Annotated in this window: 22 protein-coding genes, 1 other RNA gene and 1 other annotated feature; of the genes, 19 read left to right on the plus strand and 4 right to left on the minus strand. The window is 44.7% G+C overall.

Features of this window, described 5'->3' with window-relative positions; genetic code table 11:
* Positions 1-28: 28 nt before the first annotated feature.
* The 3 genes from queA to yajC are packed head-to-tail and all read left to right on the plus strand — an operon-like array spanning position 29 to position 2,532.
* Positions 29-1,057 (plus strand): tRNA preQ1(34) S-adenosylmethionine ribosyltransferase-isomerase QueA, encoded by a 1,029-nt coding sequence (queA, locus tag M1D94_RS07340; RefSeq protein WP_003229723.1) that lies wholly within the window; start codon positions 29-31, stop codon positions 1,055-1,057.
* Positions 1,058-1,083: 26 nt separating this feature from the next.
* Complete coding sequence (gene tgt, locus M1D94_RS07345; protein ID WP_003229725.1) at positions 1,084-2,229, plus strand: tRNA guanosine(34) transglycosylase Tgt; 1,146 nt, start codon at positions 1,084-1,086, stop codon at positions 2,227-2,229.
* A 36-nt stretch (positions 2,230-2,265) separates the two neighbouring features.
* Positions 2,266-2,532 (plus strand): preprotein translocase subunit YajC, encoded by a 267-nt coding sequence (gene yajC / locus M1D94_RS07350; RefSeq protein ID WP_004398708.1) that lies wholly within the window; start codon positions 2,266-2,268, stop codon positions 2,530-2,532.
* Between the two features lie 56 nt (positions 2,533-2,588).
* Here yajC and M1D94_RS07355 read toward each other — a convergent pair whose 3' ends face one another.
* Positions 2,589-2,978: a TIGR04086 family membrane protein gene (locus M1D94_RS07355; protein WP_031315243.1), complete on the minus strand. Its 390-nt coding sequence runs from the start codon at positions 2,976-2,978 to the stop codon at positions 2,589-2,591.
* 197 nt (positions 2,979-3,175) lie between these two features.
* On the opposite strand from M1D94_RS07355, the gene M1D94_RS07360 reads away from it, so the two are divergent.
* On the plus strand, positions 3,176-3,832 hold the full coding sequence (locus tag M1D94_RS07360; RefSeq protein ID WP_021480225.1) for a DUF421 domain-containing protein: 657 nt from the start codon (positions 3,176-3,178) through the stop codon (positions 3,830-3,832).
* Positions 3,833-3,835: 3 nt separating this feature from the next.
* Here M1D94_RS07360 and spoVB read toward each other — a convergent pair whose 3' ends face one another.
* Positions 3,836-5,392 carry a stage V sporulation protein B gene (gene spoVB, locus M1D94_RS07365; protein WP_101502140.1) on the minus strand — a complete coding sequence of 519 codons (1,557 nt, stop codon included), beginning with the start codon at positions 5,390-5,392 and terminating at the stop codon, positions 3,836-3,838.
* A gap of 115 nt (positions 5,393-5,507) precedes the next feature.
* On the opposite strand from spoVB, the gene comN reads away from it, so the two are divergent.
* The 8 genes from comN (at position 5,508) to dtd (ending at position 14,880) form a co-directional block, all read left to right on the plus strand.
* Complete coding sequence (gene comN / locus M1D94_RS07370) at positions 5,508-5,804, plus strand: post-transcriptional regulator ComN (RefSeq protein WP_003229735.1); 297 nt, start codon at positions 5,508-5,510, stop codon at positions 5,802-5,804.
* A gap of 38 nt (positions 5,805-5,842) precedes the next feature.
* A complete protein-coding gene (secDF, locus tag M1D94_RS07375; protein ID WP_015251564.1) occupies positions 5,843-8,056 on the plus strand; it encodes a protein translocase subunit SecDF in 2,214 nt (737 codons plus the stop codon).
* Positions 8,057-8,213: 157 nt separating this feature from the next.
* Complete coding sequence (locus M1D94_RS07380) at positions 8,214-8,711, plus strand: cation:proton antiporter regulatory subunit (RefSeq protein ID WP_015714441.1); 498 nt, start codon at positions 8,214-8,216, stop codon at positions 8,709-8,711.
* A 75-nt stretch (positions 8,712-8,786) separates the two neighbouring features.
* Entirely contained in the window at positions 8,787-9,110 is a 324-nt protein-coding gene (locus M1D94_RS07385; RefSeq protein WP_153256948.1) for a LapA family protein, read from the plus strand.
* Between the two features lie 66 nt (positions 9,111-9,176).
* Complete coding sequence (recJ, locus tag M1D94_RS07390; protein WP_097080586.1) at positions 9,177-11,537, plus strand: single-stranded-DNA-specific exonuclease RecJ; 2,361 nt, start codon at positions 9,177-9,179, stop codon at positions 11,535-11,537.
* A 5-nt stretch (positions 11,538-11,542) separates the two neighbouring features.
* Complete coding sequence (locus M1D94_RS07395) at positions 11,543-12,055, plus strand: adenine phosphoribosyltransferase (protein ID WP_003229745.1); 513 nt, start codon at positions 11,543-11,545, stop codon at positions 12,053-12,055.
* A gap of 167 nt (positions 12,056-12,222) precedes the next feature.
* A complete protein-coding gene (gene relA, locus M1D94_RS07400; RefSeq protein ID WP_003229747.1) occupies positions 12,223-14,427 on the plus strand; it encodes a GTP diphosphokinase in 2,205 nt (734 codons plus the stop codon).
* 12 nt (positions 14,428-14,439) lie between these two features.
* Positions 14,440-14,880, plus strand: coding sequence for a D-aminoacyl-tRNA deacylase (dtd, locus tag M1D94_RS07405; RefSeq protein WP_004398689.1), 441 nt, complete (start codon positions 14,440-14,442; stop codon positions 14,878-14,880).
* A 26-nt stretch (positions 14,881-14,906) separates the two neighbouring features.
* On the opposite strand, the gene M1D94_RS07410 is transcribed toward dtd, so the two are convergent.
* The gene (locus M1D94_RS07410; protein WP_015714439.1) at positions 14,907-16,463 is read right to left on the minus strand and encodes an SH3 domain-containing protein; all 1,557 of its coding nucleotides are present in this window, start codon (positions 16,461-16,463) and stop codon (positions 14,907-14,909) included.
* Positions 16,464-16,595: 132 nt separating this feature from the next.
* On the opposite strand from M1D94_RS07410, the gene M1D94_RS07415 reads away from it, so the two are divergent.
* From M1D94_RS07415 to M1D94_RS07435, 5 genes are all read left to right on the plus strand, one after another.
* Complete coding sequence (locus tag M1D94_RS07415) at positions 16,596-16,766, plus strand: YrzK family protein (protein WP_004399157.1); 171 nt, start codon at positions 16,596-16,598, stop codon at positions 16,764-16,766.
* Positions 16,767-16,825: 59 nt separating this feature from the next.
* Positions 16,826-17,058: a binding site (T-box leader), on the plus strand.
* Positions 17,059-17,147: 89 nt separating this feature from the next.
* Positions 17,148-18,422 (plus strand): histidine--tRNA ligase, encoded by a 1,275-nt coding sequence (hisS, locus tag M1D94_RS07420; protein ID WP_014480430.1) that lies wholly within the window; start codon positions 17,148-17,150, stop codon positions 18,420-18,422.
* A gap of 13 nt (positions 18,423-18,435) precedes the next feature.
* Positions 18,436-20,214, plus strand: a complete 1,779-nt coding sequence (aspS, locus tag M1D94_RS07425) for an aspartate--tRNA ligase (RefSeq protein WP_015714438.1) — start codon at positions 18,436-18,438, stop codon at positions 20,212-20,214.
* Positions 20,215-20,274: 60 nt separating this feature from the next.
* A non-coding RNA gene (ssrS, locus tag M1D94_RS07430) (6S RNA) lies at positions 20,275-20,467 on the plus strand.
* Between the two features lie 81 nt (positions 20,468-20,548).
* On the plus strand, positions 20,549-21,313 hold the full coding sequence (locus M1D94_RS07435; RefSeq protein ID WP_014480428.1) for a tRNA threonylcarbamoyladenosine dehydratase: 765 nt from the start codon (positions 20,549-20,551) through the stop codon (positions 21,311-21,313).
* A 39-nt stretch (positions 21,314-21,352) separates the two neighbouring features.
* Here M1D94_RS07435 and M1D94_RS07440 read toward each other — a convergent pair whose 3' ends face one another.
* Positions 21,353-22,618, minus strand: coding sequence for a replication-associated recombination protein A (locus M1D94_RS07440; RefSeq protein ID WP_014480427.1), 1,266 nt, complete (start codon positions 22,616-22,618; stop codon positions 21,353-21,355).
* A 202-nt stretch (positions 22,619-22,820) separates the two neighbouring features.
* Here M1D94_RS07440 and cymR point away from each other — a divergent pair, with 202 nt between their 5' ends.
* Together cymR and M1D94_RS07450 are read left to right on the plus strand one after the other, a co-directional pair.
* Positions 22,821-23,237 carry a cysteine metabolism transcriptional regulator CymR gene (gene cymR / locus M1D94_RS07445; RefSeq protein ID WP_003225879.1) on the plus strand — a complete coding sequence of 139 codons (417 nt, stop codon included), beginning with the start codon at positions 22,821-22,823 and terminating at the stop codon, positions 23,235-23,237.
* An 18-nt stretch (positions 23,238-23,255) separates the two neighbouring features.
* Positions 23,256-24,395: a cysteine desulfurase family protein gene (locus M1D94_RS07450; protein WP_041850172.1), complete on the plus strand. Its 1,140-nt coding sequence runs from the start codon at positions 23,256-23,258 to the stop codon at positions 24,393-24,395.
* Positions 24,396-24,414 lie beyond the last annotated feature (19 nt).

The raw sequence follows: 24,414 nt of genomic DNA on the forward strand, positions 1-24,414 counted from the left end.
AAAAGACTAGAATAAAGGTGAAATCATCATGAAAGTCGATTTATTTGATTTTGAACTACCAGAACGTTTAATTGCACAAGTACCGTTGGAGCAGCGTGATGCTTCAAGGCTGATGGTGCTCGATAAACATACAGGAGAGCTTACTGACAGCTCGTTTAAACACATTATCAGCTTCTTTAACGAAGGCGATTGTCTAGTCCTGAACAATACCCGGGTACTGCCTGCGCGGTTATTCGGCACAAAAGAGGATACCGGCGCGAAAGTGGAACTTCTTTTGTTGAAACAGGAAACCGGTGATAAATGGGAAACACTTGCCAAACCGGCGAAACGGGTGAAAAAAGGAACTGTTGTCACATTTGGAGACGGAAGATTGAAGGCAATCTGCACGGAAGAGCTTGAGCACGGCGGCAGAAAGATGGAATTTCAATATGATGGTATTTTCTACGAGGTGCTTGAATCCCTTGGAGAGATGCCGCTCCCTCCATATATCAAAGAACAGCTTGATGACAAAGAGCGCTACCAGACAGTGTATTCAAAAGAAATCGGCTCTGCTGCTGCGCCTACAGCTGGCCTTCACTTCACGGAAGAAATCTTACAGCAGCTGAAAGACAAAGGCGTGCAAATTGAGTTCATCACACTGCACGTAGGCCTTGGAACGTTTCGCCCTGTGAGTGCCGATGAAGTGGAAGAGCATAATATGCATGCAGAGTTTTATCAAATGTCAGAAGAAACGGCTGCAGCCTTAAACAAAGTAAGAGAAAATGGCGGTCGGATCATTTCTGTCGGCACGACCTCGACACGCACGCTTGAGACGATTGCCGGGGAACATGACGGGCAATTTAAAGCATCAAGCGGCTGGACATCTATTTTTATTTATCCGGGCTATGAATTTAAAGCCATTGACGGAATGATTACAAACTTCCATTTGCCGAAATCGTCATTGATTATGCTGGTCAGCGCGCTTGCTGGAAGAGAAAACATTCTGCGTGCCTATAACCATGCAGTGGAAGAGGAATACCGTTTCTTCAGCTTCGGAGACGCGATGCTGATTATATAATTTGAGAACAGGAGGCCTCATCAAAAGTGGCTGAACAACCAATACGCTATGAATTTATAAAAGAATGCAAACAAACAGGAGCGCGGCTGGGCAAAGTGCATACGCCTCACGGCTCCTTCGAAACGCCGGTTTTTATGCCGGTCGGCACACTGGCGACAGTCAAAACAATGTCGCCTGAAGAGCTGAAAGCAATGGATGCAGGTATCATTTTGAGCAACACTTATCATCTATGGCTTCGTCCGGGCCAAGACATTGTCAAAGAAGCGGGCGGGCTCCATAAATTTATGAACTGGGACCGCGCAATTTTAACAGATTCAGGCGGTTTTCAGGTCTTTTCTTTAAGCAAGTTTCGTAATATAGAGGAAGAGGGTGTCCATTTCCGCAATCATCTAAATGGAGACAAGCTGTTTTTATCTCCGGAAAAAGCGATGGAGATCCAAAACGCACTCGGCTCTGATATTATGATGGCGTTTGATGAATGCCCGCCATACCCGGCGGAGTACGACTACATGAAGAGGTCAGTTGAACGGACAAGCCGTTGGGCGGAACGTTGCCTGAATGCCCACAATCGTCAGGATGAACAAGGGCTGTTTGGTATTGTACAAGGCGGAGAATATGAAGATCTGCGGACACAAAGTGCGAAGGACTTGATTTCCCTTGATTTTCCGGGATATGCTATAGGCGGATTGTCTGTAGGTGAACCGAAGGATGTCATGAACCGTGTACTCGAATTTACAACACCGCTCTTGCCGAAGGATAAACCGAGATATCTGATGGGAGTAGGTTCTCCGGATGCACTGATCGACGGAGCGATCCGCGGGGTCGATATGTTTGACTGTGTGCTGCCTACACGGATTGCAAGAAACGGCACAGTGTTTACTGCTGAAGGACGACTCAATATGAAAAATGCGAAATTTGAAAGAGACTTCCGTCCGATTGATGAAGAGTGTGATTGCTATACATGTAAAAACTACACTCGCGCGTACATTAGGCACTTGATTCGCTGTAATGAAACATTCGGCCTTCGATTAACAACTTACCATAACCTTCATTTTCTGTTACACTTAATGGAGCAGGTAAGACAGGCTATTCGCGAGGATCGTCTGGGTGATTTCAGAGAAGAGTTCTTTGAGCGTTACGGCTATAACAAGCCAAATGCGAAAAGCTTCTAAATAAACATAACAGGCTTACAGAAAGGGGTGAAAATGATGACTGGCACTTTAGGTACATTGGTTCCTATTATTTTAATGTTTGCGGTCCTTTACTTCTTGCTGATTCGTCCTCAGCAAAAGCAGCAAAAGGCTGTACGCCAAATGCAAGAGGAACTGAAAAAAGGCGATTCAGTAGTGACAATCGGGGGATTGCACGGTACTGTTGACTCTATCGACGAAAGCAAAGTCGTAATTAAGACTGGTGATAACACACGTCTTACGTTCGACCGCCGCGCGATCAGAGAAGTTTCTGCTGCTGAATAACAGCAGGAGCTATACATAGCAAACAAAAAAGAGCGGGCAAGTGAGCCCGCTCTTTTTTATGTGGAAGACCTGTTTCCCCTCATGTTCACGCCGAAAATCCCGCCCAGCATGCACACCCCTAAAAATCCCAGATGGAAGATCAGCTGTTCTGCTGTAAATGTCTTTCCGAATCCTAAATACTGAAACAATAAGATAATCAGAGAAAAACTTAAGGCAGTCAATGCTCCAATCATCCAGCCTCTTTCCTTGCCTTTCCCGCCTGAAATGAACCCGCCGATAAATAAAGAGAGAAATGAGATAGCTGTGATCAGCCAGTTAAATGATGATTCTTCCAGCGAGGTTGCGGTCAATAAAAGTGAAACCGCCAAACTTGTCAGGAGCATGGCTGCAAATATGGCGATTAAGCCGTAAAGAATGCCTTTTCCAACTTGTTTCGTCTCCTCCATGATTGTCTCCTTTCTGCCTGTATTAAAAGGCTTCTGTTCTTTTTGCACAAAGCCGTCAGACATGCTGATGGCTCGTCTTTGTAAAAATGTATTCCCTTATCCCATGAATTAGACGTAAAAGCTTTGTGAAATGCAATCGGTTTTTCTTACATAAATTGATCATTTTGTTGCAACCTATAATGAGTTGGAGGTGCATGATGGAAGAGCTTCTCACTATTGCGTTTCGCACAGTCGTATTGTATTTTGTGATATTGGTCATTTTTCGTCTCATGGGCAAGCGGGAGATCGGAGAGCTTAGTATATTAGATCTCGTTGTCTTTATCATGATGGCTGAAATTGCCGTTTTAGCCATAGAAAACGTAGACGATCATCTATTTCATACCATTTTGCCAATGCTTGTATTAATGATCATTCAAGTGACTTTGGCATACTTTTCTTTAAAAAACCGAAAAGTCCGCCAGCTTCTTGACGGTAAGCCGACCATAATTATCAAATATGGAAAAATTGACGAAGACGCCATGAAATCACAGCGTTATAATTTTGATGATTTAATGGTTCAGCTCAGAGAAAATAGCATCGACAGAGTAGCTGACGTATCATTTGCTATTTTAGAGCCGTCGGGCAAACTGACTATTGTTAAGAAAGAAAACAGCGGAGAGCATCGACAGCTCGAAATGCCGCTCATTATAGACGGCTTCATTCAAACAGAAAACCTGTCCAGAATCAGTAAAGATAAAAAATGGCTGCTCGAAAGTTTGCAAAAACACGGATACACAAACCCTTCAGATATTTCTTTTTGCTCGTTTACAGACGGAGAATTATTTATTGATGAAAAAGATGGGCACCGCCCGTAACCGTTATCGGACGATTAGACGTCCGATAATGGGAATGCGGCGAAGCTCATCTTTTTTAATTAAACGGAAAACGAGCAGGAGGATTATATAAATGGCGGCGCTCACCGCAATCCATCCGGCTAGATTGACAGCCTCAGATGCTCCAAAGCTTATATATTGTTTGATGGTGGAGCTGATAAATCCACAAATTACAATAACAGCGAAGCTGAGCGCATACTCCTTGATTTTGATGCTGATCGGCAACACTTTGCTTACGGTTGCTGCGTGCAATAGCGTGACGAGCACCATGCCTGTCACAATGGCTAATGCCGCGCCCATAATGCCAAGAGAAGGCCTTGTGGCAAGGACAAAAATAAGGCCTGTTTTGACAAGCGCTCCGATTAAGCTGTTCATCATCGCAGCTCCAGCCAAATTAAGCGCCTGCAGCACAGCTTGAAGCGGGCCTTGGAAATAATAAAGCAGAAAAAATGGGGCCATTACTTTTATAAATACAGCTGCGCCTGAGGAACCGTACATCACTCTCATCAGCTCATCTGCAAATACAAATAAAATAACAACTGAAATGCCTCCGCTGAGCAGACAGAGACGCATCGCCTGTTCCAAGCGGTATTCCACCACCTGCAATTTTTTCTGCTCCATTCCTTCACTGATCGCAGGAACAAGCGCGGTCGACAAAGAATATGTAATAAAGCTGGGCAGAGTCAGCAGCGTCATGGCAAAGCCGGTCAGTTCCCCGTATTGCTTTGTTGCGGCAACTGTTGCCACACCGGCGATGGCAAGGCTTTGAGCGACGACGATTGGCTCGAAAAACCAAGAGAGGTTTCCGATAAAGCGGCTCCCGGTTGTTGGAAGGGACACGCTCATTAATTGGGTAAAGGTTTGTTTTCCGTTTTTAATTGACTGGAAAAAATGCTTTCTGATTTTAATTGTCTTTTTATACTTAAAGCAAACGAATAAATAAAGAAGTGATGCCAGCTCCCCTGCCACTGAGGATAGCATTGCCCCCGCTGCAGCATATTCAATTCCGTAAGGGAGAAAAATCGTTGTGCAGACAGCCACGAGTGAAATGCGGACGACCTGTTCAAGGACTTGTGACATAGCAAGCGGGTTCATATTCTGTTTTCCTTGAAAGTATCCCCTCAGCACACTCGATATAGCAATAATCGGCACTACCGGCGTAATGGCCAGGAGCGGATACAGTGTTCGCTTATCTGTCAGCATCGTTTCAGCCATAACCGGGGCGAAAAACAGAAACAGCGGTGTAAAGATGAGGCTGAGCACTCCCGTGATGGTCAGAGACATGACTAAAATATTTTTCGTTTTTTGATGATCTCCGCGCGCACTGGCTTCAGCGACTAGCTTGCTGATCGCGACCGGCAGACCGAATTGAGTTAATGTAGTGGCCAAGAAGAAGGTAGGCGCCGCCATCATGTAAAGCCCGACTCCTTCTTCACCGATAAAACGGGCGATAACCACCCGGTTGACAAACCCGAGCATTCTTGTAACCATTCCTGCTGCGATAAGGATAAGAGTGCCCTTTAAAAACGTCTGTTTCGCCATTTTTACCCCCTGCCTTCTCAAACTACCTGGAATCATATACAATAAAGATATGCGTATATATCGTCCAAGCATGACAAGTCTTCTTGAAAAACAATAAAAAAGGAGCGTGGAATTCGTGGAGAAGCATCCAGCCGATCTATATAAAGACCACGTCAGGCCGTTTCTTTACAGCAAACTGGAAGAGTTCAAGATTCTCGGGTATGATGATGTTGAACTCGAAAGTTTGTGGTCATACTTAACAGATAAGAAGTGGAAAAAGAAAACGGAACTGAACATTTATGAACTGGCGAGTGATATTTTATCAGTGAAAATTGGCGAATTTATGAACTATGCAACCGTTGAGTCATTTAAAACGTCTAATTGGCTGGGCAGTGAAGAGGGCCAGGAAGCATTGGAAGAACTGCTGAGATAGCAGGTTGATTCGCACAGGTTTAAGGGAGGATATACATAATGAAAAAAGGACGCTTGATTGCGTTTTTCCTTTTCGTTCTATTGATCGGCACGGGCTTGGGCTACTTTACGAAGCCTGCCGCTAACAATATTACGTTAGGATTGGATTTGCAAGGCGGATTTGAGGTGCTGTATGATGTACAGCCTGTAAAAAAAGGTGACAAAATCACAAAAGACGTTCTGGTCAGCACAGTAGAGGCATTGAACCGCCGGGCCAATGTTCTCGGTGTCAGCGAACCGAACATCCAAATTGAAGGGAATAACCGGATTCGCGTTCAGCTCGCTGGTGTGACAAACCAAAACAGAGCGCGTGAAATTTTGGCGACTGAAGCGCAGCTTTCTTTCAGAGATGCAAATGATAAGGAACTGTTAAACGGTGCTGATCTAGTCGAAAACGGCGCTAAACAAACTTATGACAGCACAACAAATGAGCCAATTGTCACGATTAAGCTGAAAGACGCTGATAAATTTGGTGAAGTGACCAAGAAGGTCATGAAAATGGCGCCAAACAACCAGCTTGTCATTTGGCTGGATTATGATAAAGGTGATTCCTTTAAGAAAGAAGTTCAAAAAGAGCATCCTAAATTTGTATCCGCTCCAAATGTAAGTCAGGAGCTAAATACAACTGATGTAAAAATTGAAGGTCATTTCACAGCTCAAGAAGCAAAAGATTTAGCCAGCATTTTAAATGCAGGCGCACTTCCTGTGAAACTGACTGAAAAGTATTCGACATCAGTAGGCGCACAATTCGGCCAGCAGGCTCTCCATGATACGGTGTTTGCCGGTATTGTCGGTATTGCAATTATTTTCTTATTTATGCTTTTCTATTACCGTCTGCCGGGATTAATCGCGGTGATTACGCTATCTGTTTATATCTACATTACACTCCAGATCTTTGACTGGATGAATGCCGTACTCACGCTTCCGGGAATTGCCGCTCTCATTTTAGGTGTCGGGATGGCTGTTGACGCCAACATTATTACCTATGAGCGGATTAAAGAAGAGCTCAAGCTAGGAAAGTCAGTCCGCTCTGCCTTCCGTTCAGGAAACAGACGGTCATTTGCGACGATTTTTGATGCGAATATTACAACCATTATTGCAGCGGTTGTGCTCTTTATCTTTGGGACAAGCTCTGTTAAAGGGTTTGCGACAATGCTGATCCTATCGATTTTGACAAGCTTTATCACTGCCGTTTTCTTATCGAGATTTCTCCTCGCTCTCCTTGTGGAAAGCAGATGGCTTGATCGGAAAAAAGGCTGGTTTGGTGTCAATAAGAAACATATCATGGATATTCAGGATACGGATGAAAATACAGAGCCGCATACGCCATTCCAAAAATGGGATTTCACGAGCAAACGCAAATACTTCTTTATTTTCTCCAGTGCAGTCACGGTTGCCGGGATTATTATCCTGCTTGTGTTCAGGCTGAATCTTGGCATTGACTTTGCTAGCGGTGCACGGATTGAAGTACAAAGCGACCATAAGCTGACGACAGAGCAAGTTGAGAAGGATTTTGAATCTCTGGGTATGGACCCTGATACTGTAGTTCTGTCAGGCGAAAAGAGCAATATCGGTGTTGCCCGTTTTGTCGGGGTGCCAGATAAAGAAACCATAGCAAAAGTAAAAACGTATTTTAAAGACAAATACGGATCAGAGCCAAATGTCAGCACAGTTTCACCGACAGTCGGTAAGGAGCTGGCAAGAAATGCGCTGTACGCAGTTGCTATAGCTTCTATTGGCATCATTATTTACGTTTCAATCCGATTCGAATACAAAATGGCGATTGCTGCCATCGCCTCATTGCTATATGACGCATTCTTTATCGTCACGTTCTTCAGTATTACAAGGCTTGAGGTAGATGTTACATTCATCGCGGCCATCTTGACGATAATCGGGTATTCCATTAACGATACAATCGTTACATTTGACAGGGTCCGCGAGCATATGAAAAAGCGCAAGCCGAAAACATTTGCCGATCTGAACCATATTGTAAACCTGAGCCTGCAGCAAACCTTTACACGTTCAATTAACACTGTATTAACTGTTGTGATTGTTGTTGTGACATTGCTGATCTTTGGAGCATCTTCTATTACTAACTTCTCAATTGCTTTATTGGTCGGGCTGTTAACAGGCGTTTATTCTTCTCTATACATTGCCGCACAAATTTGGCTTGCATGGAAAGGAAGAGAACTGAAAAAAGATTCGGCGCAATAAAAAATATCAGGCTGTCCTCTGCAGGGCAGCCTGTTTTTTGAAGTTTCATTGAACTTAAAATAGACATTTGCTATAATGACATACGCTTACATTTAAACATATATATGGTGTTAAAAGTGTTTATGACTGGTTTTCAGATATGTAGGAGGGTTTATATATGAGGGTTCGCGAATCAGAGCTGCCGGGCATAGGACAAAAAGTTGAAATGATTACTAGAAACCGTGATAAAATTTCAATTATCATTCATCATGACGGACGAAGAGAGCTTTACTATTTTGACGAAAACGACCATGAGGAATGTGTTGCCTCCGTGCAGTTTGATGACGCTGAAGCAAGGCAAATGTCTGCAATTCTTGGCGGAATGGCATATAAACCGAAAGCGTTAGAACAGGTCGAGTCAGCCCTTGATGATTTGATTATAGAGTGGTGTAAAGCAGAGGCGGGAGCGCCTGCCATTCATCAGACGATTGGTGATTTGAATGTGGGTCAGGAATATCATGTAACGGTCATTGCAATTGTTAAAAAGAATCAGGATAAACAACTGAATCCGAGCTCTGAAACAGTCATTGACGAAGGCGATACACTTGTGATTTCCGGTGAGGGAACCGGACTGAAGAGGCTGATCTGGGAAAAATTAACAGCAAAGGGAGCTTAACCTAGTGTTAAGCCATGTTTAAAACCAGTCTTGATGGGGAAAGTTACCTCAATAAGAAGTTTGGGGGAAAAGAGAATGAATAAACAATGGACCATTATTTTCGCACTTATTTTCACCTTAATTGTCGCTATTTTCGCAGTCATTAATGTTCGATCCGTAGAAGTTGATTACCTGTTTGGAAGATCAGAATGGCCGCTCATTCTTGTTATTTTGGGCTCAGTTTTAATGGGAGCGCTGATCGTATTTTCTGTCGGCATTTTTCAGGTAATGAAATTGAAGCGGGAAATAAAAACCTTGCGGAAAGAAAATAGAACAGCAATACATAAACAAGAGGATACTCATCTTCCTAATCAGACTGACACACAGGATGCATCAGCCATGATTGAGAAAAAAGACTAGTTTTCGAATATTATTTGAAACCCCTCAGCCTGCTCTAGTATAATAGGGTGGTTGAGGGGTGAATTTATGTTAGCGTCAAAAATGCGATGGGAAATCCAGCGACCAGATCAGGATAAGGTCAAATCACTCACAGAACAATTGCATATAACACCTCTTGTTGCGTCCCTGCTTGTAAAAAGAGGCTTTGATACGGCAGAAAGCGCTAGGCTGTTTTTACATACAAAGGATGCCGATTTTTATGATCCTTTTGAAATGAAAGGCATGAAAGAAGCGGCAGATCGAATAAAACAGGCGATTTCACAACAAGAAAAGATTATGATATATGGCGATTATGACGCCGATGGGGTTACAAGTACGTCAGTGATGCTTCACACGCTGCAAAAACTGTCGGCTCAAGTTGATTTTTATATACCTGACCGTTTTAAAGAAGGATATGGACCTAATGAACAGGCGTTTCGTTCGATTAAAGAACGGGGCTTCTCTTTGATCATTACGGTTGATACAGGAATTGCCGCTGTGCATGAAGCGAAGGTGGCAAAGGAACTCGGACTGGATGTCATCATTACTGATCATCATGAACCGGGACCGGAGCTTCCAGATGTCCATGCGATCGTCCACCCGAAGCAACCTGGCTGCACTTACCCGTTTAAGGAGCTTGCCGGGGTTGGAGTCGCGTTTAAGCTTGCCCACGCTCTATTGGGTGAACTTCCTGATGAACTGCTTGACCTGGCGGCTATCGGCACCATTGCCGATCTAGTCCCGCTGCATGACGAAAACAGATTAATTGCAACACTAGGACTTGAAAGGCTTCGACGGACAAATCGGCTCGGCTTAAAAGAGCTGATTAAGCTGTCAGGCGGAGACATCGGAGAAGCGAACGAAGAAACAGTCGGATTTCAGCTCGCACCAAGGCTGAATGCCGTCGGAAGAATCGAACAGGCGGATCCCGCTGTTCATTTGCTTATGTCAGAGGATTCGTTTGAAGCGGAAGAGCTTGCCGAAGAAATTGACCAGCTGAACAAAGAGCGCCAAAAAATGGTCAGCAAAATGACGGATGAAGCGATTGAAATGGTTGAACAGCAAGGGCTCGATCAAACTGCAATTGTCGTGGCCAAAGCCGGATGGAACCCGGGAGTCGTCGGGATTGTGGCTTCAAAGCTTGTGGACCGCTTCTACCGACCGGCCATTGTTCTTGGCATTGATGAAGAAAAGGGAATCGCTAAAGGTTCGGCCCGAAGCATCAGAGGCTTTAATTTATTTGAGAGCCTTTCTGAATGCAGAGATATTCTTCCTCATTTCGGCGGCCATCCAATGGCTGCGGGGATGACGCTGAAAGCCGAAGATGTGCCGGATTTGCGAAGCAGGCTGAACGAAATAGCGGACAATACGCTTACGGAAGAGGATTTTATTCCCGTACAGGAAGTCGACCTTGTCTGCAGCGTCGAAGACATTACAGTTGAAAGCATCGCAGAAATGAACATGCTGTCTCCTTTTGGCATGCTGAACCCGAAACCGCACGTTCTCGTAGAAAACGCAGTACTGGAAGATGTCCGCAAGATAGGGGCAAATAAAACTCATGTCAAAATGACGATCAGAAACGAGTCGTCCCAGCTTGATTGCGTCGGTTTTAATAAAGGCGAGCTTCAAGAAGGCATCGTACCGGGTTCAAGAATTTCCATTGTCGGTGAGATGTCAATCAACGAATGGAACAATCGAAAAAAGCCGCAGCTTATGATAAAGGATGCCGCTGTTTCTGAATGGCAGCTGTTTGATTTAAGGGGAAAACGGACGTGGGAAGACACAGTTTCCGCCCTTCCATCTGCTAAACGGGCCATTGTCTCTTTCAAAGAAGACTCAACAACATTACTTCAAACTGAAGACCTTCGCCGAGAAGTGCACGTCATCAGTTCTAAAGATCAAGCAAAGGCGTTTGACCTCGATGGTGTATATATTGTATTACTGGATCCGCCGCCTTCGCTGGACATGCTCGCACGTTTGCTGGAAGGCAAGGCGCCTGAGCGGATATATTTTATTTTTCTCAATCATGAGGACCACTTTTTATCAACTTTTCCCGCAAGAGACCACTTTAAATGGTATTATGCGTTCTTGCTGAAAAGAGGCGCTTTTGACGTGAAAAAACACGGTTCAGAGCTTGCAAAACATAAAGGCTGGTCCGTTGAAACAATCAATTTCATGACAAAGGTGTTTTTTGATCTCGGTTTTGTTAAAATAGAGAATGGTGTGCTGTCTGTTGTGAGCGGAGCAAAGAAACGCGACTTAACAGACTCACAAACATATCAGGCGAAACAGCAGCTGATGGAACTGGATCAAAAGCTGAATTATTCTTCTGCTGAAGAGCTGAAGGAATGGCTGAATAAGCTGATGAAACAAGATTCAGAGGCTTATGAAAGTACGAGGAGGACATAAAACAGATGGATTTAAAACAATACGTAACAATTGTACCGGATTACCCGAAAGAGGGCGTGCAATTTAAAGATATTACGACACTGATGGATAAAGGCGATGTATACCGCTATGCCACAGATCAAATTGTTGAATATGCGAAAGAAAAGCAAATTGATTTGGTCGTTGGCCCTGAAGCGCGCGGCTTTATTATCGGCTGTCCCGTTGCTTACGCGCTTGGCGTAGGTTTTGCGCCGGTCCGCAAAGAAGGCAAGTTGCCTCGTGAAGTAATCAAAGTGGATTATGGCTTGGAATACGGAAAAGACGTATTAACGATCCACAAAGATGCGATTAAGCCTGGTCAGCGTGTGCTTATTACAGATGACCTGCTTGCGACAGGCGGCACAATTGAAGCGACAATCAAACTTGTTGAAGAACTTGGCGGCGTTGTTGCTGGTATCGCTTTCTTAATCGAGCTTTCTTACCTTGACGGCAGAAATAAGCTCGAAGATTACGACATCTTAACATTGATGAAATACTAAGGATAACCGCATAACGAAAAAGCACTCCATGTCAGGGTGCTTTTTTCCTATTGTTTTGCATTTATTTTATATAATATTTGGCTATTTGAACTTCTGCTCTTTACATCTTTCGTTTTTTTCTTGATAATAAACTACAATACAGTTTACATTTTAAAAAAGGTGATTCCATGGCGAACGAACAAGTATTGACTGCCGAGCAAGTTATAGATAAAGCGCGCAGCTATCTATCTGATGAGCATATCGCATTTGTCGAAAAAGCATATCTGTACGCTGAAGATGCTCATCGCGAGCAATACCGCAAATCGGGCGAGCCATATATTATTCATCCGATTCAGGTTGCGGGGATTCTCGTTGATCTTGAAATGGACCCTTCCACAATCGCGGGCGGATTTTTGCACGATGTCGTGGAAGATACAGATGTGACGCTCGATGACCTGAAAGAAGCATTTTCTGAAGAAGTGGCAATGCTTGTAGACGGCGTAACGAAACTCGGCAAAATTAAATATAAATCTCAAGAGGAACAGCAGGCGGAAAATCATCGCAAAATGTTTGTCGCTATGGCTCAAGATATCAGGGTCATATTGATCAAGCTGGCGGATCGTCTTCACAATATGCGGACACTGAAACATCTGCCTCAGGAAAAACAGCGGAGAATCTCCAATGAAACGCTGGAAATTTTTGCTCCTTTGGCGCATCGTCTCGGGATTTCAAAAATTAAGTGGGAATTGGAAGATACGGCGCTCCGTTATTTGAACCCTCAGCAATATTACAGAATTGTCAACCTCATGAAGAAGAAACGTGCAGAACGTGAGCTTTATGTCGATGAGGTTGTTAATGAAGTGAAGAAACGTGTCGAAGAAGTAAATATCAAGGCTGACTTCTCGGGACGCCCGAAACATATTTACAGTATTTATCGAAAAATGGTGCTGCAAAATAAGCAATTCAATGAAATTTACGATTTGCTGGCTGTCCGTATTCTTGTGAACAGCATAAAGGACTGCTACGCGGTGCTTGGCATCATTCACACATGCTGGAAACCGATGCCCGGCAGATTCAAAGATTATATCGCAATGCCGAAGCCGAATATGTATCAATCGCTTCATACAACGGTTATTGGGCCTAAAGGCGATCCGCTTGAAGTGCAGATCCGCACCTTTGAAATGCATGAAATAGCGGAATACGGGGTTGCCGCTCACTGGGCTTATAAAGAAGGGAAAGCAGCCAATGAAGGTGCAACCTTTGAGAAAAAGCTTTCTTGGTTCCGTGAAATTTTAGAATTTCAAAATGAATCGACAGATGCAGAAGAATTTATGGAATCGCTCAAAATTGATTTGTTCTCTGATATGGTGTATGTCTTTACGCCAAAAGGAGATGTAATCGAGCTTCCGTCCGGTTCTGTTCCGATTGATTTTTCTTACCGGATTCACTCTGAAATCGGCAATAAAACAATCGGTGCCAAAGTAAACGGAAAAATGGTTACGCTTGACCATAAGCTTCGGACAGGTGATATCGTTGAAATTCTCACCTCTAAGCATTCCTACGGTCCGAGCCAGGATTGGGTGAAGCTTGCCCAAACATCCCAAGCGAAGCATAAAATCCGTCAATTCTTTAAGAAACAGCGGCGTGAAGAAAATGTCGAAAAAGGCCGTGAGTTGGTCGAAAAAGAAATTAAAAACCTGGATTTTGAATTGAAGGATGTTTTAACGCCGGAGAATATTCAAAAGGTTGCTGACAAATTTAATTTCTCAAATGAAGAGGATATGTACGCGGCGGTCGGTTACAACGGCATTACGGCTCTGCAGGTGGCGAACCGCCTAACAGAAAAAGAGAGAAAGCAGCGCGATCAGGAAGAACAGGAAAAGATCGTTCAGGAAGTTACTGGGGAACCTAAGCCGTACCCGCAAGGAAGAAAACGGGAAGCTGGCGTTCGTGTCAAGGGCATCGACAACCTCCTTGTCCGTTTATCAAAATGCTGCAATCCTGTGCCAGGTGATGATATTGTCGGCTTTATCACAAAAGGCAGAGGGGTTTCGGTCCATCGCGAAGACTGTCCGAATGTCAAAACGAATGAAGCCCAAGAGCGGCTGATCCCGGTAGAGTGGGAGCATGAGTCACAGGTTCAAAAGCGCAAGGAATACAATGTTGAGATAGAGATTCTTGGGTATGACCGCCGCGGATTGCTGAACGAGGTGCTGCAGGCAGTGAATGAAACGAAAACAAATATTTCATCTGTCTCTGGCAAATCGGATCGCAATAAAGTGGCAACCATTCATATGGCGATTTTTATTCAGAATATCAATCACTTGCACAAAGTCGTCGAGCGTATTAAACAGATTAGAGATATCTACTCTGTGCGCCGCGTCATGAACTAAAGGGGTTAGAAAATGAGATTAGTTGTTCAGCGAGTAACAGAAGCAAGCGTTACAGTGGACGAAGAGGTCGTCGGCCAAATTGGACAAGGCCTCATGGTGCTGGTCGGCATCACTCATGATGATACAGAAGATGATGCAGCTTATTTAGCCGATAAAGTTGTCAATCTCCGTATTTTCGATGACAGTGAAGGAAAAATGAATCTGTCTCTTGTAGATATAGGAGGAGAGATTTTATCCGTCTCACAGTTTACGCTTTATGGAGATACGAAAAAAGGGCGCCGGCCGAACTACATGAACGCGGCCAAACCTGATAAAGCTTTAGGTCTTTATGAAAAATGGAATGACCTGCTTCGTGAAAAAGGAATCAAAGTGGAGACCGGAACGTTTGGAGCAATGATGGATGTTCAGCTTACAAACTCCGGACCGGTTACGCTCATTATGGATTCAAAATAAAAAAAGCTGCCAAAAGGCAGCTTTTTTTATTGGAAGTATTTCTCTAATCCGCTTTCGATCCCATCTGTTACTTTTTCTTGGTATGAATTGCTATGTACAATGGCTTCTTCCTGCGGATGGCTTACATATCCCAGCTCGTACAGCATAGCGGGCTGTCTGTTTTCCCGGAGCACATAATAATCTCCGAATAATACGCCGCGGTCTGGAATGGAAGAACGCTTCACCACTTCTGAGTGGACATCTGATGCGAGTTCCTGATCTTTGGCAGGACTGTAGTAATATGCTGTACTGCCTCTTGTAGAGGTATCCGCATAGCTGTCATAATGAATGCTGATAAAGGCGTCAGCGTTACGGTAGTGAGAGGTAGAGACCCGTGACTGCAGGCTGACAAAGGTATCATCCTGGCGTGTCACATATACATCCGCTCCAGCCGATCTAAGTTTGCTTGCGAGCAGTTTTGCCGTTTTGATCGTCAGGTTTTTCTCGAATTTCCCCGAATACCCGATCGTTCCGCTGTCTTTTCCTCCATGTCCCGGGTCAACAATAATCGTTTTATTGTTTAGAGAGCCGTTTCCAGACGGGGAATCAGAGACTGGCGGTTCACCTGCTTCTTCTGCGCTTTTAGACGTTTGGACCACCCAATTGGCTACATAAGCAGTTTGCCCGTTATCAAGCTTTATTTCATACCAGCTTCCCTTTGAACCGGTAATGGTGTATGAATCTCCTTTGGCAGCACGCTCAACGATTGAAGCTGATGTTGACGCATCACTTCTTAGATTCGTTCCTCCGTACATGATATAGGCTTTTTTAGCGGAGGATGAACTGCCGGCATTTGCTGAATCATCAGCTGGAACAGAACTAGTCAAAAGGTAATGGCTTGCAACCCAGCCTTTTAGCCCGTTCACCTCAATGTGAGCCCAGCCATTTTTCTCGTTGAGAACCGTCAGTTTCGTTCCGCGATCAAGTTTTGTTATAATTGCCGCGTCATGTGAGGCGGAGGCTCTTACATTTAGCGAAGAAACACCGACTGTGCCCGTCGTTGACGCACCGGAATCCTCGGTTTGGTCACTCTCATCAGACGCTGAACTGCTGCCTCCTGAAGTGACATATTCAGATGATACCCATCCGGTGGCACTGTGATAGGATATCTTGATCCAGCCCGAATCTTTATCAATGACAGATGCTTGGCTGCCTTGCGGGAATTTGCCGATGACTTCGTAGGAAGTGCCCGGGCCGCTTCTCATCCGCAGATCGGGGTCTGTTGATGTCACAGTGTCACTGCTTCCTGAGGAGCTTGTGCTGGCCTGGTCTTCCTTTGTAATAAGCCAGGAGACTACCCAGCCCTTTTCTCCGGAACCAAGCTGTATCTGCACCCAGTCTCCATCTTCCTTTAAAATCGGATAGCGTTCTCCCTTTTTTACTTCCGCTGTAATGCCGTAGCTAAGCCCAGGGCCGCTTCTGACGTTCATTTCATCTGTTGCGATGACCGCTTCTCCTTGAGCAGCTGTAACGGATGAAGAGGTCGGGAATAGCGCTGCGGTGAAAATAATACATACAATAAGGACAAAGTATTTCTTGTTCATTGTGTCCTCCTTTCTGATGATCATTAAAAAAGCATTCTTGTTTAATATCGTAAAGTCCTTTCTGATTTTTAAATAAAAATAAAATGATTTGTTTATACTAAGCGTAAATACAATCAAAAAGGTGTGCAAATCATGAAATATCATCCAAAAATGGGACGTGCATTTCACGACGGTGAAGCGAATCTGCATTACAGCGATCACGCAGATCCCGATACGACTGGTTATCTTACGGAAACAGCATCTGAATTTGGTCTTATGTCCAAAGAAGCAGCGCTGAGGAAAAACAACCGGAATAAAGCTTGACAGAGAACCCCAATCCCATTATTATAATAGAAATTGAGTACATAGCAAATGATGAAAGATTTGAACCAATAATGGAGAAGAGTAGGTCAGATTGCATGATTAGAGAGGAACCCGCCCCAGGCTGAAAGCGGATCCCATTGCGTCTTTCTCGAAACAACACTCCGGAGGTTTCCTGCTGAACGCGTGAATAACGCCATTAGGCAGTGAACGTGAACCTGCGTTAAAGGATCGAGCGGGAATATGAACGTATTCCAACTAGGGTGGCACCACGGGTATAACTCTCGTCCCTACTATCATGTATAGTAGGGGCGAGAGTTTTTTTCATTTTCATCATTAACGATCATTGGATATTTTATAAGGAATACATAAGGAGGTCTACCTATGGGATATAACATTCCGAGAGGAACACAGGATATTCTGCCTGGAGAATCAGATCGCTGGCAGTATGTTGAACAAATTATGAGAGACACTTGCCGCACTTATCAATATAAAGAAATTCGCACACCGATTTTTGAGCATACAGAACTGTTTGCCAGAGGCGTCGGAGAATCAACGGATATCGTACAAAAAGAAATGTATACCTTCGAGGACCGCAAAGGCAGAAGCCTGACGCTTCGTCCGGAGGGAACAGCTGCTGCGGTTCGCGCTTTTAATGAAAACAAGCTGTTCGCAAATCCTGTACAGCCGACAAAGCTTTATTATGTCGGGCCGATGTTCCGTTATGAACGTCCTCAGACGGGCCGTTACCGCCAGTTTTATCAGTTTGGAATTGAAGCGATTGGTTCGAAAGACCCTGCAATCGACGCTGAAGTAATGGCGCTTGCGATGAGTATTTATGAAAAAGCAGGTTTAGAAAACGTTAAGCTTGTCATAAACAGTCTCGGCGATCAAGATAGCCGCAAAAGCTACAGAGAAGCGCTTGTGAAACACTTCGAGCCTCGCATCGAAGAATTTTGTTCAGACTGCCAGTCCCGGCTGCACACGAACCCGCTTAGAATCTTGGACTGCAAAAAAGACCGAGATCATGAGCTGATGAAATCGGCACCTTCGATTTTGACATATTTAAATGAAGAATCAGCCGCTTATTTTGACAAAGTGAAACAATACTTAAATGATCTTGGCATTTCGTATGAAATCGATCCGAACCTTGTGAGAGGGCTGGATTATTACAACCACACCGCATTTGAAATTATGAGCAATGCGGAAGGCTTTGGCGCGATTACGACACTTGCCGGCGGCGGACGCTACGACGGGCTTGTCGAACAGATCGGCGGACCTGAAGCACCGGGCATCGGATTTGCGATGAGCATCGAACGCTTGCTTGCCGCAATTGATGCTGAAAAAAGAGAGCTGCCTGTTGATAAGGGAATCGACTGCTATATCGTCACACTCGGCGAAAAAGCAAAGGATTATTCTGTTTCATTGGTGTACAAACTGAGAGAAGCAGGCATTTCCAGTGAAATCGATTATGAAAATAAGAAAATGAAAGGCCAGTTTAAAACAGCTGATCGCTTAAATGCCAGATTTATTGCGATTTTGGGTGAAGATGAGCTTGCCCAAAACAAAATCAATGTAAAGGATGCACAGACGGGCGAACAGATTGAAGTGGCACTTGATGAATTTATACATGTGATGAAGGCAAACCAAAAGGGATAAGGAGTGAAACGCATTGTTTGGAAGAACATATTATTGCGGTGATATAACTGAAAAAGCAATTGGCGAATCTGTAACGCTGAAAGGCTGGGTCCAAAAAAGACGAGACCTCGGCGGATTGATTTTTATTGACTTGCGTGACCGTACGGGAATTGTTCAAGTCGTTTTCAACCCCGATGTGTCAAAAGAAGCGCTTGCTGTTGCGGAAGGCATCAGAAATGAATACGTGCTTGATGTTCAAGGAAAAGTAGTGGCGCGGGAAGAAGGAACAGTCAATCCGAATTTGAAGACAGGTGCGATCGAAATTCACGCTGACGGAGTGACAGTACTAAGTGCTGCAAAGACGCCTCCATTTGCGATTTCTGATCAAGCAGAAGAAGTGTCAGAGGACGTTCGTTTAAAACACCGTTACTTAGATTTGCGCAGACCGGCTATGTTTCAAACGATGCAGATGCGTCATAATGTGACGAAAGCTGTCCGCAGCTTTTTAGATGAAAACGGGTTTCTTGATATTGAAACGCCGATTTTAACAAAAAGCACGCCTGAAGGCGCACGTGACTACTTGGTGCCGAGTCGTGTGCACGAAGGTGAGTTCTACGCGCTGCCGCAGTCTCCGCAGCTATTTAAACAGCTTCTGATGGTATCAGGCATTGAACGGTATTATCAGATTGCCCGCTGTTTCCGTGATGAAGACTTGCGTGCGGACCGCCAGCCTGAGTTCACGCAAATTGATATTGAAATGTCCTTTATGAGCCAGGAAGACATTATGTCATTGGCTGAGGATATGATGGCAAAGATTATGCGTGAAACAAAAGGCGTGGAAATTAAGCTTCCTCTTCCTCGAATGACGTATGACGAAGCAATGAACAAGTACGGTTCTGATAAACCTGATACGCGTTTTGACATGCTTTTGACAGATGTGTCTGACATTGTGAAGGATACGGAATTTAAAGTATTCTCATCAGCTGTAGCAAACGGCGGTGTGGTCAAAGCCATCAACGTAAAAGGCGGTGCCGGCGATTACTCCAGAAAAGACATCGATGCTCTTGGCGCTTTTGCTGCAAACTATGGGGCGAAAGGACTTGCCTGGGTGAAAGTTGAAGCAGACGGAGTGAAAGGACCGATCGCTAAATTCTTTGATGAAGAAAAGCAGTCTAAGCTAATTGAAGCACTTGATGCTGCTGAAGGTGATTTGTTGCTGTTCGGAGCGGATCAATTTGAAGTTGTGGCCGCATCACTCGGCGCGCTGCGTTTAAAGCTTGGGAAAGAGCGTGGGCTGATTGACGAAAACCTGTTCAATTTCTTATGGGTCATTGACTGGCCGCTATTAGAGCATGATCCGGAAGAAGGCCGTTTCTACGCAGCGCACCATCCGTTCACAATGCCTGTCCGGGAAGACCTTGAGCTGATTGAAACAGCGCCTGAAGACATGAAAGCACAAGCTTATGACCTCGTCTTAAACGGCTATGAGCTTGGCGGCGGTTCAATCCGTATTTTCGAAAAGGATATTCAGGAAAAAATGTTTGCGCTTCTCGGCTTCTCACCAGAAGAAGCGGCTGAACAGTTCGGATTCCTGCTGGAAGCATTTGAATACGGCGCTCCTCCGCACGGCGGAATCGCACTTGGCTTAGACCGTCTCGTTATGCTTCTCGCAGGACGTACGAACCTGAGAGATACGATTGCATTCCCGAAAACGGCAAGTGCAAGCTGCCTGATGACAGAGGCGCCTGGAGAAGTAAGTGACGCTCAGCTTGACGAGCTTCATCTTTCTATCAAGAAAAAAGTTAAGAACTGAATGTGCAGTTCGATTCTTGAAAATCAAAATCGTCTGTGATATGATTTTGACAAGTTAAATAAAGTCCTGATGTGTTAGTTGTACACCTAGTTTTGACCGAACATTTTTTTGATTTGGGAGCCCGCATTTTTAAATGGCGTACATGCCTCTTTTCATTCGGTAAAGAGGACTTACAAGATTTAAAAGAGGGCACCCACCTGCTGAGAGCGGGTTCAAAACAAAGGAAAGCTGCAACGGCACTATTGGGACTTTATTTTTTGTGCGCAGAAAAACGGCTGCTCATGGATCAGCCATTTTATAGATGAAACCAGAATACGAATGTGGAGTGAGGTTCTTGTTACACCAGTTTTCACGCAATGAATTAGCTATCGGAAAAGAAGGCCTTGAAACGCTGAAAAACAGCACAGTTGCTGTGCTTGGAGTCGGAGGAGTTGGGTCGTTCGCGGCGGAAGCGCTCGCGCGGTCAGGCGTCGGCCGCATTCTGCTTGTCGACAAAGATGATGTCGACATTACAAATGTAAACCGTCAGCTTCACGCGCTGCTTTCAACTGTCGGACAGCCGAAAGTTGATTTAATGAAGGCGCGGATCGCAGACATTAACCCGGAGTGTGAAGTAATCTCGTTAAAAATGTTCTATACGGAGGAAACGTATGAGCAGTTTTTTGACTATGATCTTGACTATGTCATTGATGCGTCAGACACCATTTGTTATAAAATTCATTTAATGAAAGAATGTCTAAAACGGGATATTCCGCTCATCTCCAGCATGGGTGCTGCAAATAAAACGGATCCGACACGCTTCCAAATCGCTGATATCTCAAAAACGCACACTGATCCAATTGCGAAGGTCGTCCGTACGAAATTACGCAAAGAGGGGATCAAAAAAGGCGTCCAAGTGATTTTCTCTGATGAAAGCCCGATTGTCATTCGGGAAGATGTCAGAAAAGAAGTGGGAAATGACGAAGCGAAAATTCGTAAAGCAAAAATGCCGCCTTCCTCTAATGCTTTTGTGCCGTCAGTTGCAGGTTTGATTATGGGCGGACATGTTGTCATGGATCTTTTGAAAGACATAGAAATCAAACGTGTGAAGGATAAATAATGTATAAAAACAGCCTTGATGATCAAGGCTGTTTTTGTTTTATTTTCTTTTCATTAATTTATCATACACCTGCTTTAAGGCGGATTCGAATTTTCCTGTCTGTTTCGGCTTATAGTATTGCTTATTTTTCAGAGAATCAGGGAGGTATTGTTGTTCGACCCAACCGCTGTCGTAATTGTGCGGGTATTTATAGTCGATTCCTCTTCCTAATTCCTGAGCTCCTTTATAATGCGCGTCTTTTAAATGCTTCGGGACATCACCAATTTTTCCGGCTCTGATATCTGCCAGGGCCTCATCGATTGCCAGAATGGCAGAGTTTGATTTCGGTGAGAGGCAAAGCTCAATAACTGCGTTGGCCAGCGGGATTCGCGCTTCAGGAAACCCGACTCGCTCAGCGGTCTGAATAGCGTTCAGCACTCTAGGGCCGGCTTGCGGGCTTGCTAAACCGATATCTTCATAGGCGATAACAAGCAATCGTCTTGCGATGCTCTCCAGATCACCGGCTTCAATTAATCTAGCCAAATAGTGAAGAGCAGCGTTGGCATCAGAGCCGCGGATCGATTTTTGAAAAGCGGACAGTACATCATAATGCGCGTCACCATCTTTATCGTGAGAAAAGCTTTTTTTCTGCAAGCATTCTTCCGCGGTTTCTAATGTAATGTGAATTTCACCGTCTGCTGACTCCTTCGTTGACAACACGGCAAGCTCAAGCGCATTTAAAGCGGAGCGGACATCTCCTCCGCATCCGTGGGCAAAATGCTCCATCGCCTGATCATCAATGGATACAGAATAGGTGCCAAGGCCCCGATGCTCATCATGGAGCGCGCGTTCCAGTGCCTGTTTAATCAGATCAGGTGTTAACGGTTCAAGCTCAAAAATCTGGGTCCGGCTTCTGATCGCCGGATTAATGGCATGATACGGGTTAGCCGTCGTTGCTCCGATCAAAATGATCATCCCGTTTTCTAAATAGGGTAATAGAAAATCCTGTTTTCCTTTATCCAGCCTGTGGACTTCATCCAGAATCAAAATCACTTGGCCGGACATCTTGGCTTCCTGAGCTACGATTTCCATATCTTTTTTATTGTTAATGACAGCATTCAGCTTTCGAAAAGCAATACTTGTTGAACCGGCGATTGCTGTTGCGATTGATGTTTTTCCAATTCCGGGCGGCCCGTACAAAATCATGGATGACAAATGTTTTGCCTGGACCATTCTGCCAATAATTTTATCTTCAGCCACCAGATGCTGCTGGCCGATAATATCCTCTATTTTTGTCGGACGCATCCGATATGCCAATGGCTTCATCTATCATCTCTCCTTACTTAATTACAGGGTAACGGAAAACCGTACATTAGAAAAGGGTAAAGGCCCCTTTCCTTCTGCCTCAATGAAAATTCGCTGAAGGTATGTTATAATAACAGTTGGTCTATAAGATAATAAACGGACGAAACATATAGAAATTACCATTATAAATGTGGAAAATCATGAAATAACAGAGGTGTTCATGTTGAAAATATCAACTAAGGGAAGATACGGGCTCACCATTATGATCGAGCTTGCAAAAAAGCACGGTGAAGGCCCGACTTCATTAAAAAGCATCGCACAGACGAATAATTTGTCCGAGCATTATTTGGAGCAGCTGGTATCGCCGCTCAGAAATGCCGGTTTAGTGAAAAGCATCAGAGGCGCATATGGCGGATATGTATTAGGCAGTGAGCCGGATGCCATTACCGCGGGAGATATTATCCGTGTGCTTGAGGGGCCGATCAGCCCTGTTGAAGTGCTGGAAGATGAGGAGCCTGCCAAGCGTGAGCTCTGGATTCGCATCCGGGATGCTGTAAAAGAGGTTTTAGACAGTACAACATTAGAGGATCTTGCCAGCTATACAGACGGAGAGCAAGAAGCTTATATGTTCTATATTTAGATCAGAGGTGTAAACATAATGGAACGGATTTATTTAGATCATGCCGCAACGTCTCCGATGGATGAGCGCGTGCTGGAAAAAATGATACCGCACTTCTCCGGCAGTTTCGGTAATCCCTCCAGTATTCATTCATTTGGCAGAGAATCTCGAAAATGGGTGGATGAAGCAAGAGCGCAGATCGCAGCAGAAATAGGAGCGGCAGAGCAGGAGATCATTTTTACAAGCGGGGGAACGGAAGCTGATAACTTGGCGATCATGGGAACCGCACTTGCAAGAAAAGATCTTGGCAGACATATCATCACAACAAAAATTGAGCATCACGCCGTGCTTCACACATGTGAAAAACTTGAGGAAGACGGATTTGACATAACGTATCTGGACGTTGACCAAAATGGAAGAGTCAGTGCAAAACAGGTGATAGAAGCACTGCGTGATGATACAATCCTTGTGACAGTGATGTATGGAAATAATGAAGTTGGAACAGTGCAGCCGATCGAAGAAATCGGTGAGCTGTTAAAGGAACACAAAGCTTATTTTCATACCGATGCTGTTCAGGCATTCGGGTTGCTGCCAATTGACGTGAAAAACAGCCATATTGACCTTCTGTCTGTTTCCGGGCACAAGCTCAACGGGCCAAAAGGGACAGGCTTTTTATATGCTAGTAAAGATGTGAAGCTTTCACCGCTTTTATTCGGAGGAGAGCAAGAAAGAAAACGCCGTGCCGGAACCGAAAATGTTCCAGGCATTGTCGGGCTGAAAGAAGCGATCAAGCTGTCAAGTGAAGAACGGGACGAAAAAAACGAGAAGTATCAATCGTTTAAAGCAATCTTTGCCGACACGCTTAGAGATGCAGGTGTGGCATTCGAGATCAACGGGGACAAAGAGCATAGTCTGCCGCATGTTCTGAATCTTTATTTCCCCGGTGTGTCAGTGGAAGCTCTGCTGGTCAATCTTGATATGGCGGGTGTCGCTGTCTCCAGCGGTTCAGCGTGTACGGCCGGTTCAGTCCTGCCGTCACATGTTCTGACTGCTATGTTCGGAGAAGAGAGTGACCGGCTGACGTCCTCTATTCGAATCAGCTTCGGCCTCGGCAATACGGCTGAGCAAGTGAAAACTGCTGCCAAACATGTGGCCGACGTTGTCAAACGGCTGACATAATAAGGCGGCTTAGTAATTG

It is taken from the genome of Bacillus sp. JZ109 (assembly GCF_053903135.1).

What these genes read in the sequence shown, in the direction of transcription:
- queA (WP_003229723.1), top strand. Translation starts at nt 29, where the DNA reads ATGAAAGTCGATTTATTTGATTTTGAACTACCAGAACGTTTAATTGCA.
- yajC (WP_004398708.1), top strand. Translation starts at nt 2,266, where the DNA reads ATGACTGGCACTTTAGGTACATTGGTTCCTATTATTTTAATGTTTGCG.
- M1D94_RS07355 (WP_031315243.1), bottom strand. Translation starts at nt 2,978, where the DNA reads ATGGAGGAGACGAAACAAGTTGGAAAAGGCATTCTTTACGGCTTAATC.
- M1D94_RS07360 (WP_021480225.1), top strand. Translation starts at nt 3,176, where the DNA reads ATGGAAGAGCTTCTCACTATTGCGTTTCGCACAGTCGTATTGTATTTT.
- spoVB (WP_101502140.1), bottom strand. Translation starts at nt 5,392, where the DNA reads ATGGCGAAACAGACGTTTTTAAAGGGCACTCTTATCCTTATCGCAGCA.
- secDF (WP_015251564.1), top strand. Translation starts at nt 5,843, where the DNA reads ATGAAAAAAGGACGCTTGATTGCGTTTTTCCTTTTCGTTCTATTGATC.
- M1D94_RS07380 (WP_015714441.1), top strand. Translation starts at nt 8,214, where the DNA reads ATGAGGGTTCGCGAATCAGAGCTGCCGGGCATAGGACAAAAAGTTGAA.
- M1D94_RS07385 (WP_153256948.1), top strand. Translation starts at nt 8,787, where the DNA reads ATGAATAAACAATGGACCATTATTTTCGCACTTATTTTCACCTTAATT.
- recJ (WP_097080586.1), top strand. Translation starts at nt 9,177, where the DNA reads ATGTTAGCGTCAAAAATGCGATGGGAAATCCAGCGACCAGATCAGGAT.
- M1D94_RS07395 (WP_003229745.1), top strand. Translation starts at nt 11,543, where the DNA reads ATGGATTTAAAACAATACGTAACAATTGTACCGGATTACCCGAAAGAG.
- relA (WP_003229747.1), top strand. Translation starts at nt 12,223, where the DNA reads ATGGCGAACGAACAAGTATTGACTGCCGAGCAAGTTATAGATAAAGCG.
- dtd (WP_004398689.1), top strand. Translation starts at nt 14,440, where the DNA reads ATGAGATTAGTTGTTCAGCGAGTAACAGAAGCAAGCGTTACAGTGGAC.
- M1D94_RS07410 (WP_015714439.1), bottom strand. Translation starts at nt 16,463, where the DNA reads ATGAACAAGAAATACTTTGTCCTTATTGTATGTATTATTTTCACCGCA.
- M1D94_RS07415 (WP_004399157.1), top strand. Translation starts at nt 16,596, where the DNA reads ATGAAATATCATCCAAAAATGGGACGTGCATTTCACGACGGTGAAGCG.
- hisS (WP_014480430.1), top strand. Translation starts at nt 17,148, where the DNA reads ATGGGATATAACATTCCGAGAGGAACACAGGATATTCTGCCTGGAGAA.
- M1D94_RS07440 (WP_014480427.1), bottom strand. Translation starts at nt 22,618, where the DNA reads ATGAAGCCATTGGCATATCGGATGCGTCCGACAAAAATAGAGGATATT.
- M1D94_RS07450 (WP_041850172.1), top strand. Translation starts at nt 23,256, where the DNA reads ATGGAACGGATTTATTTAGATCATGCCGCAACGTCTCCGATGGATGAG.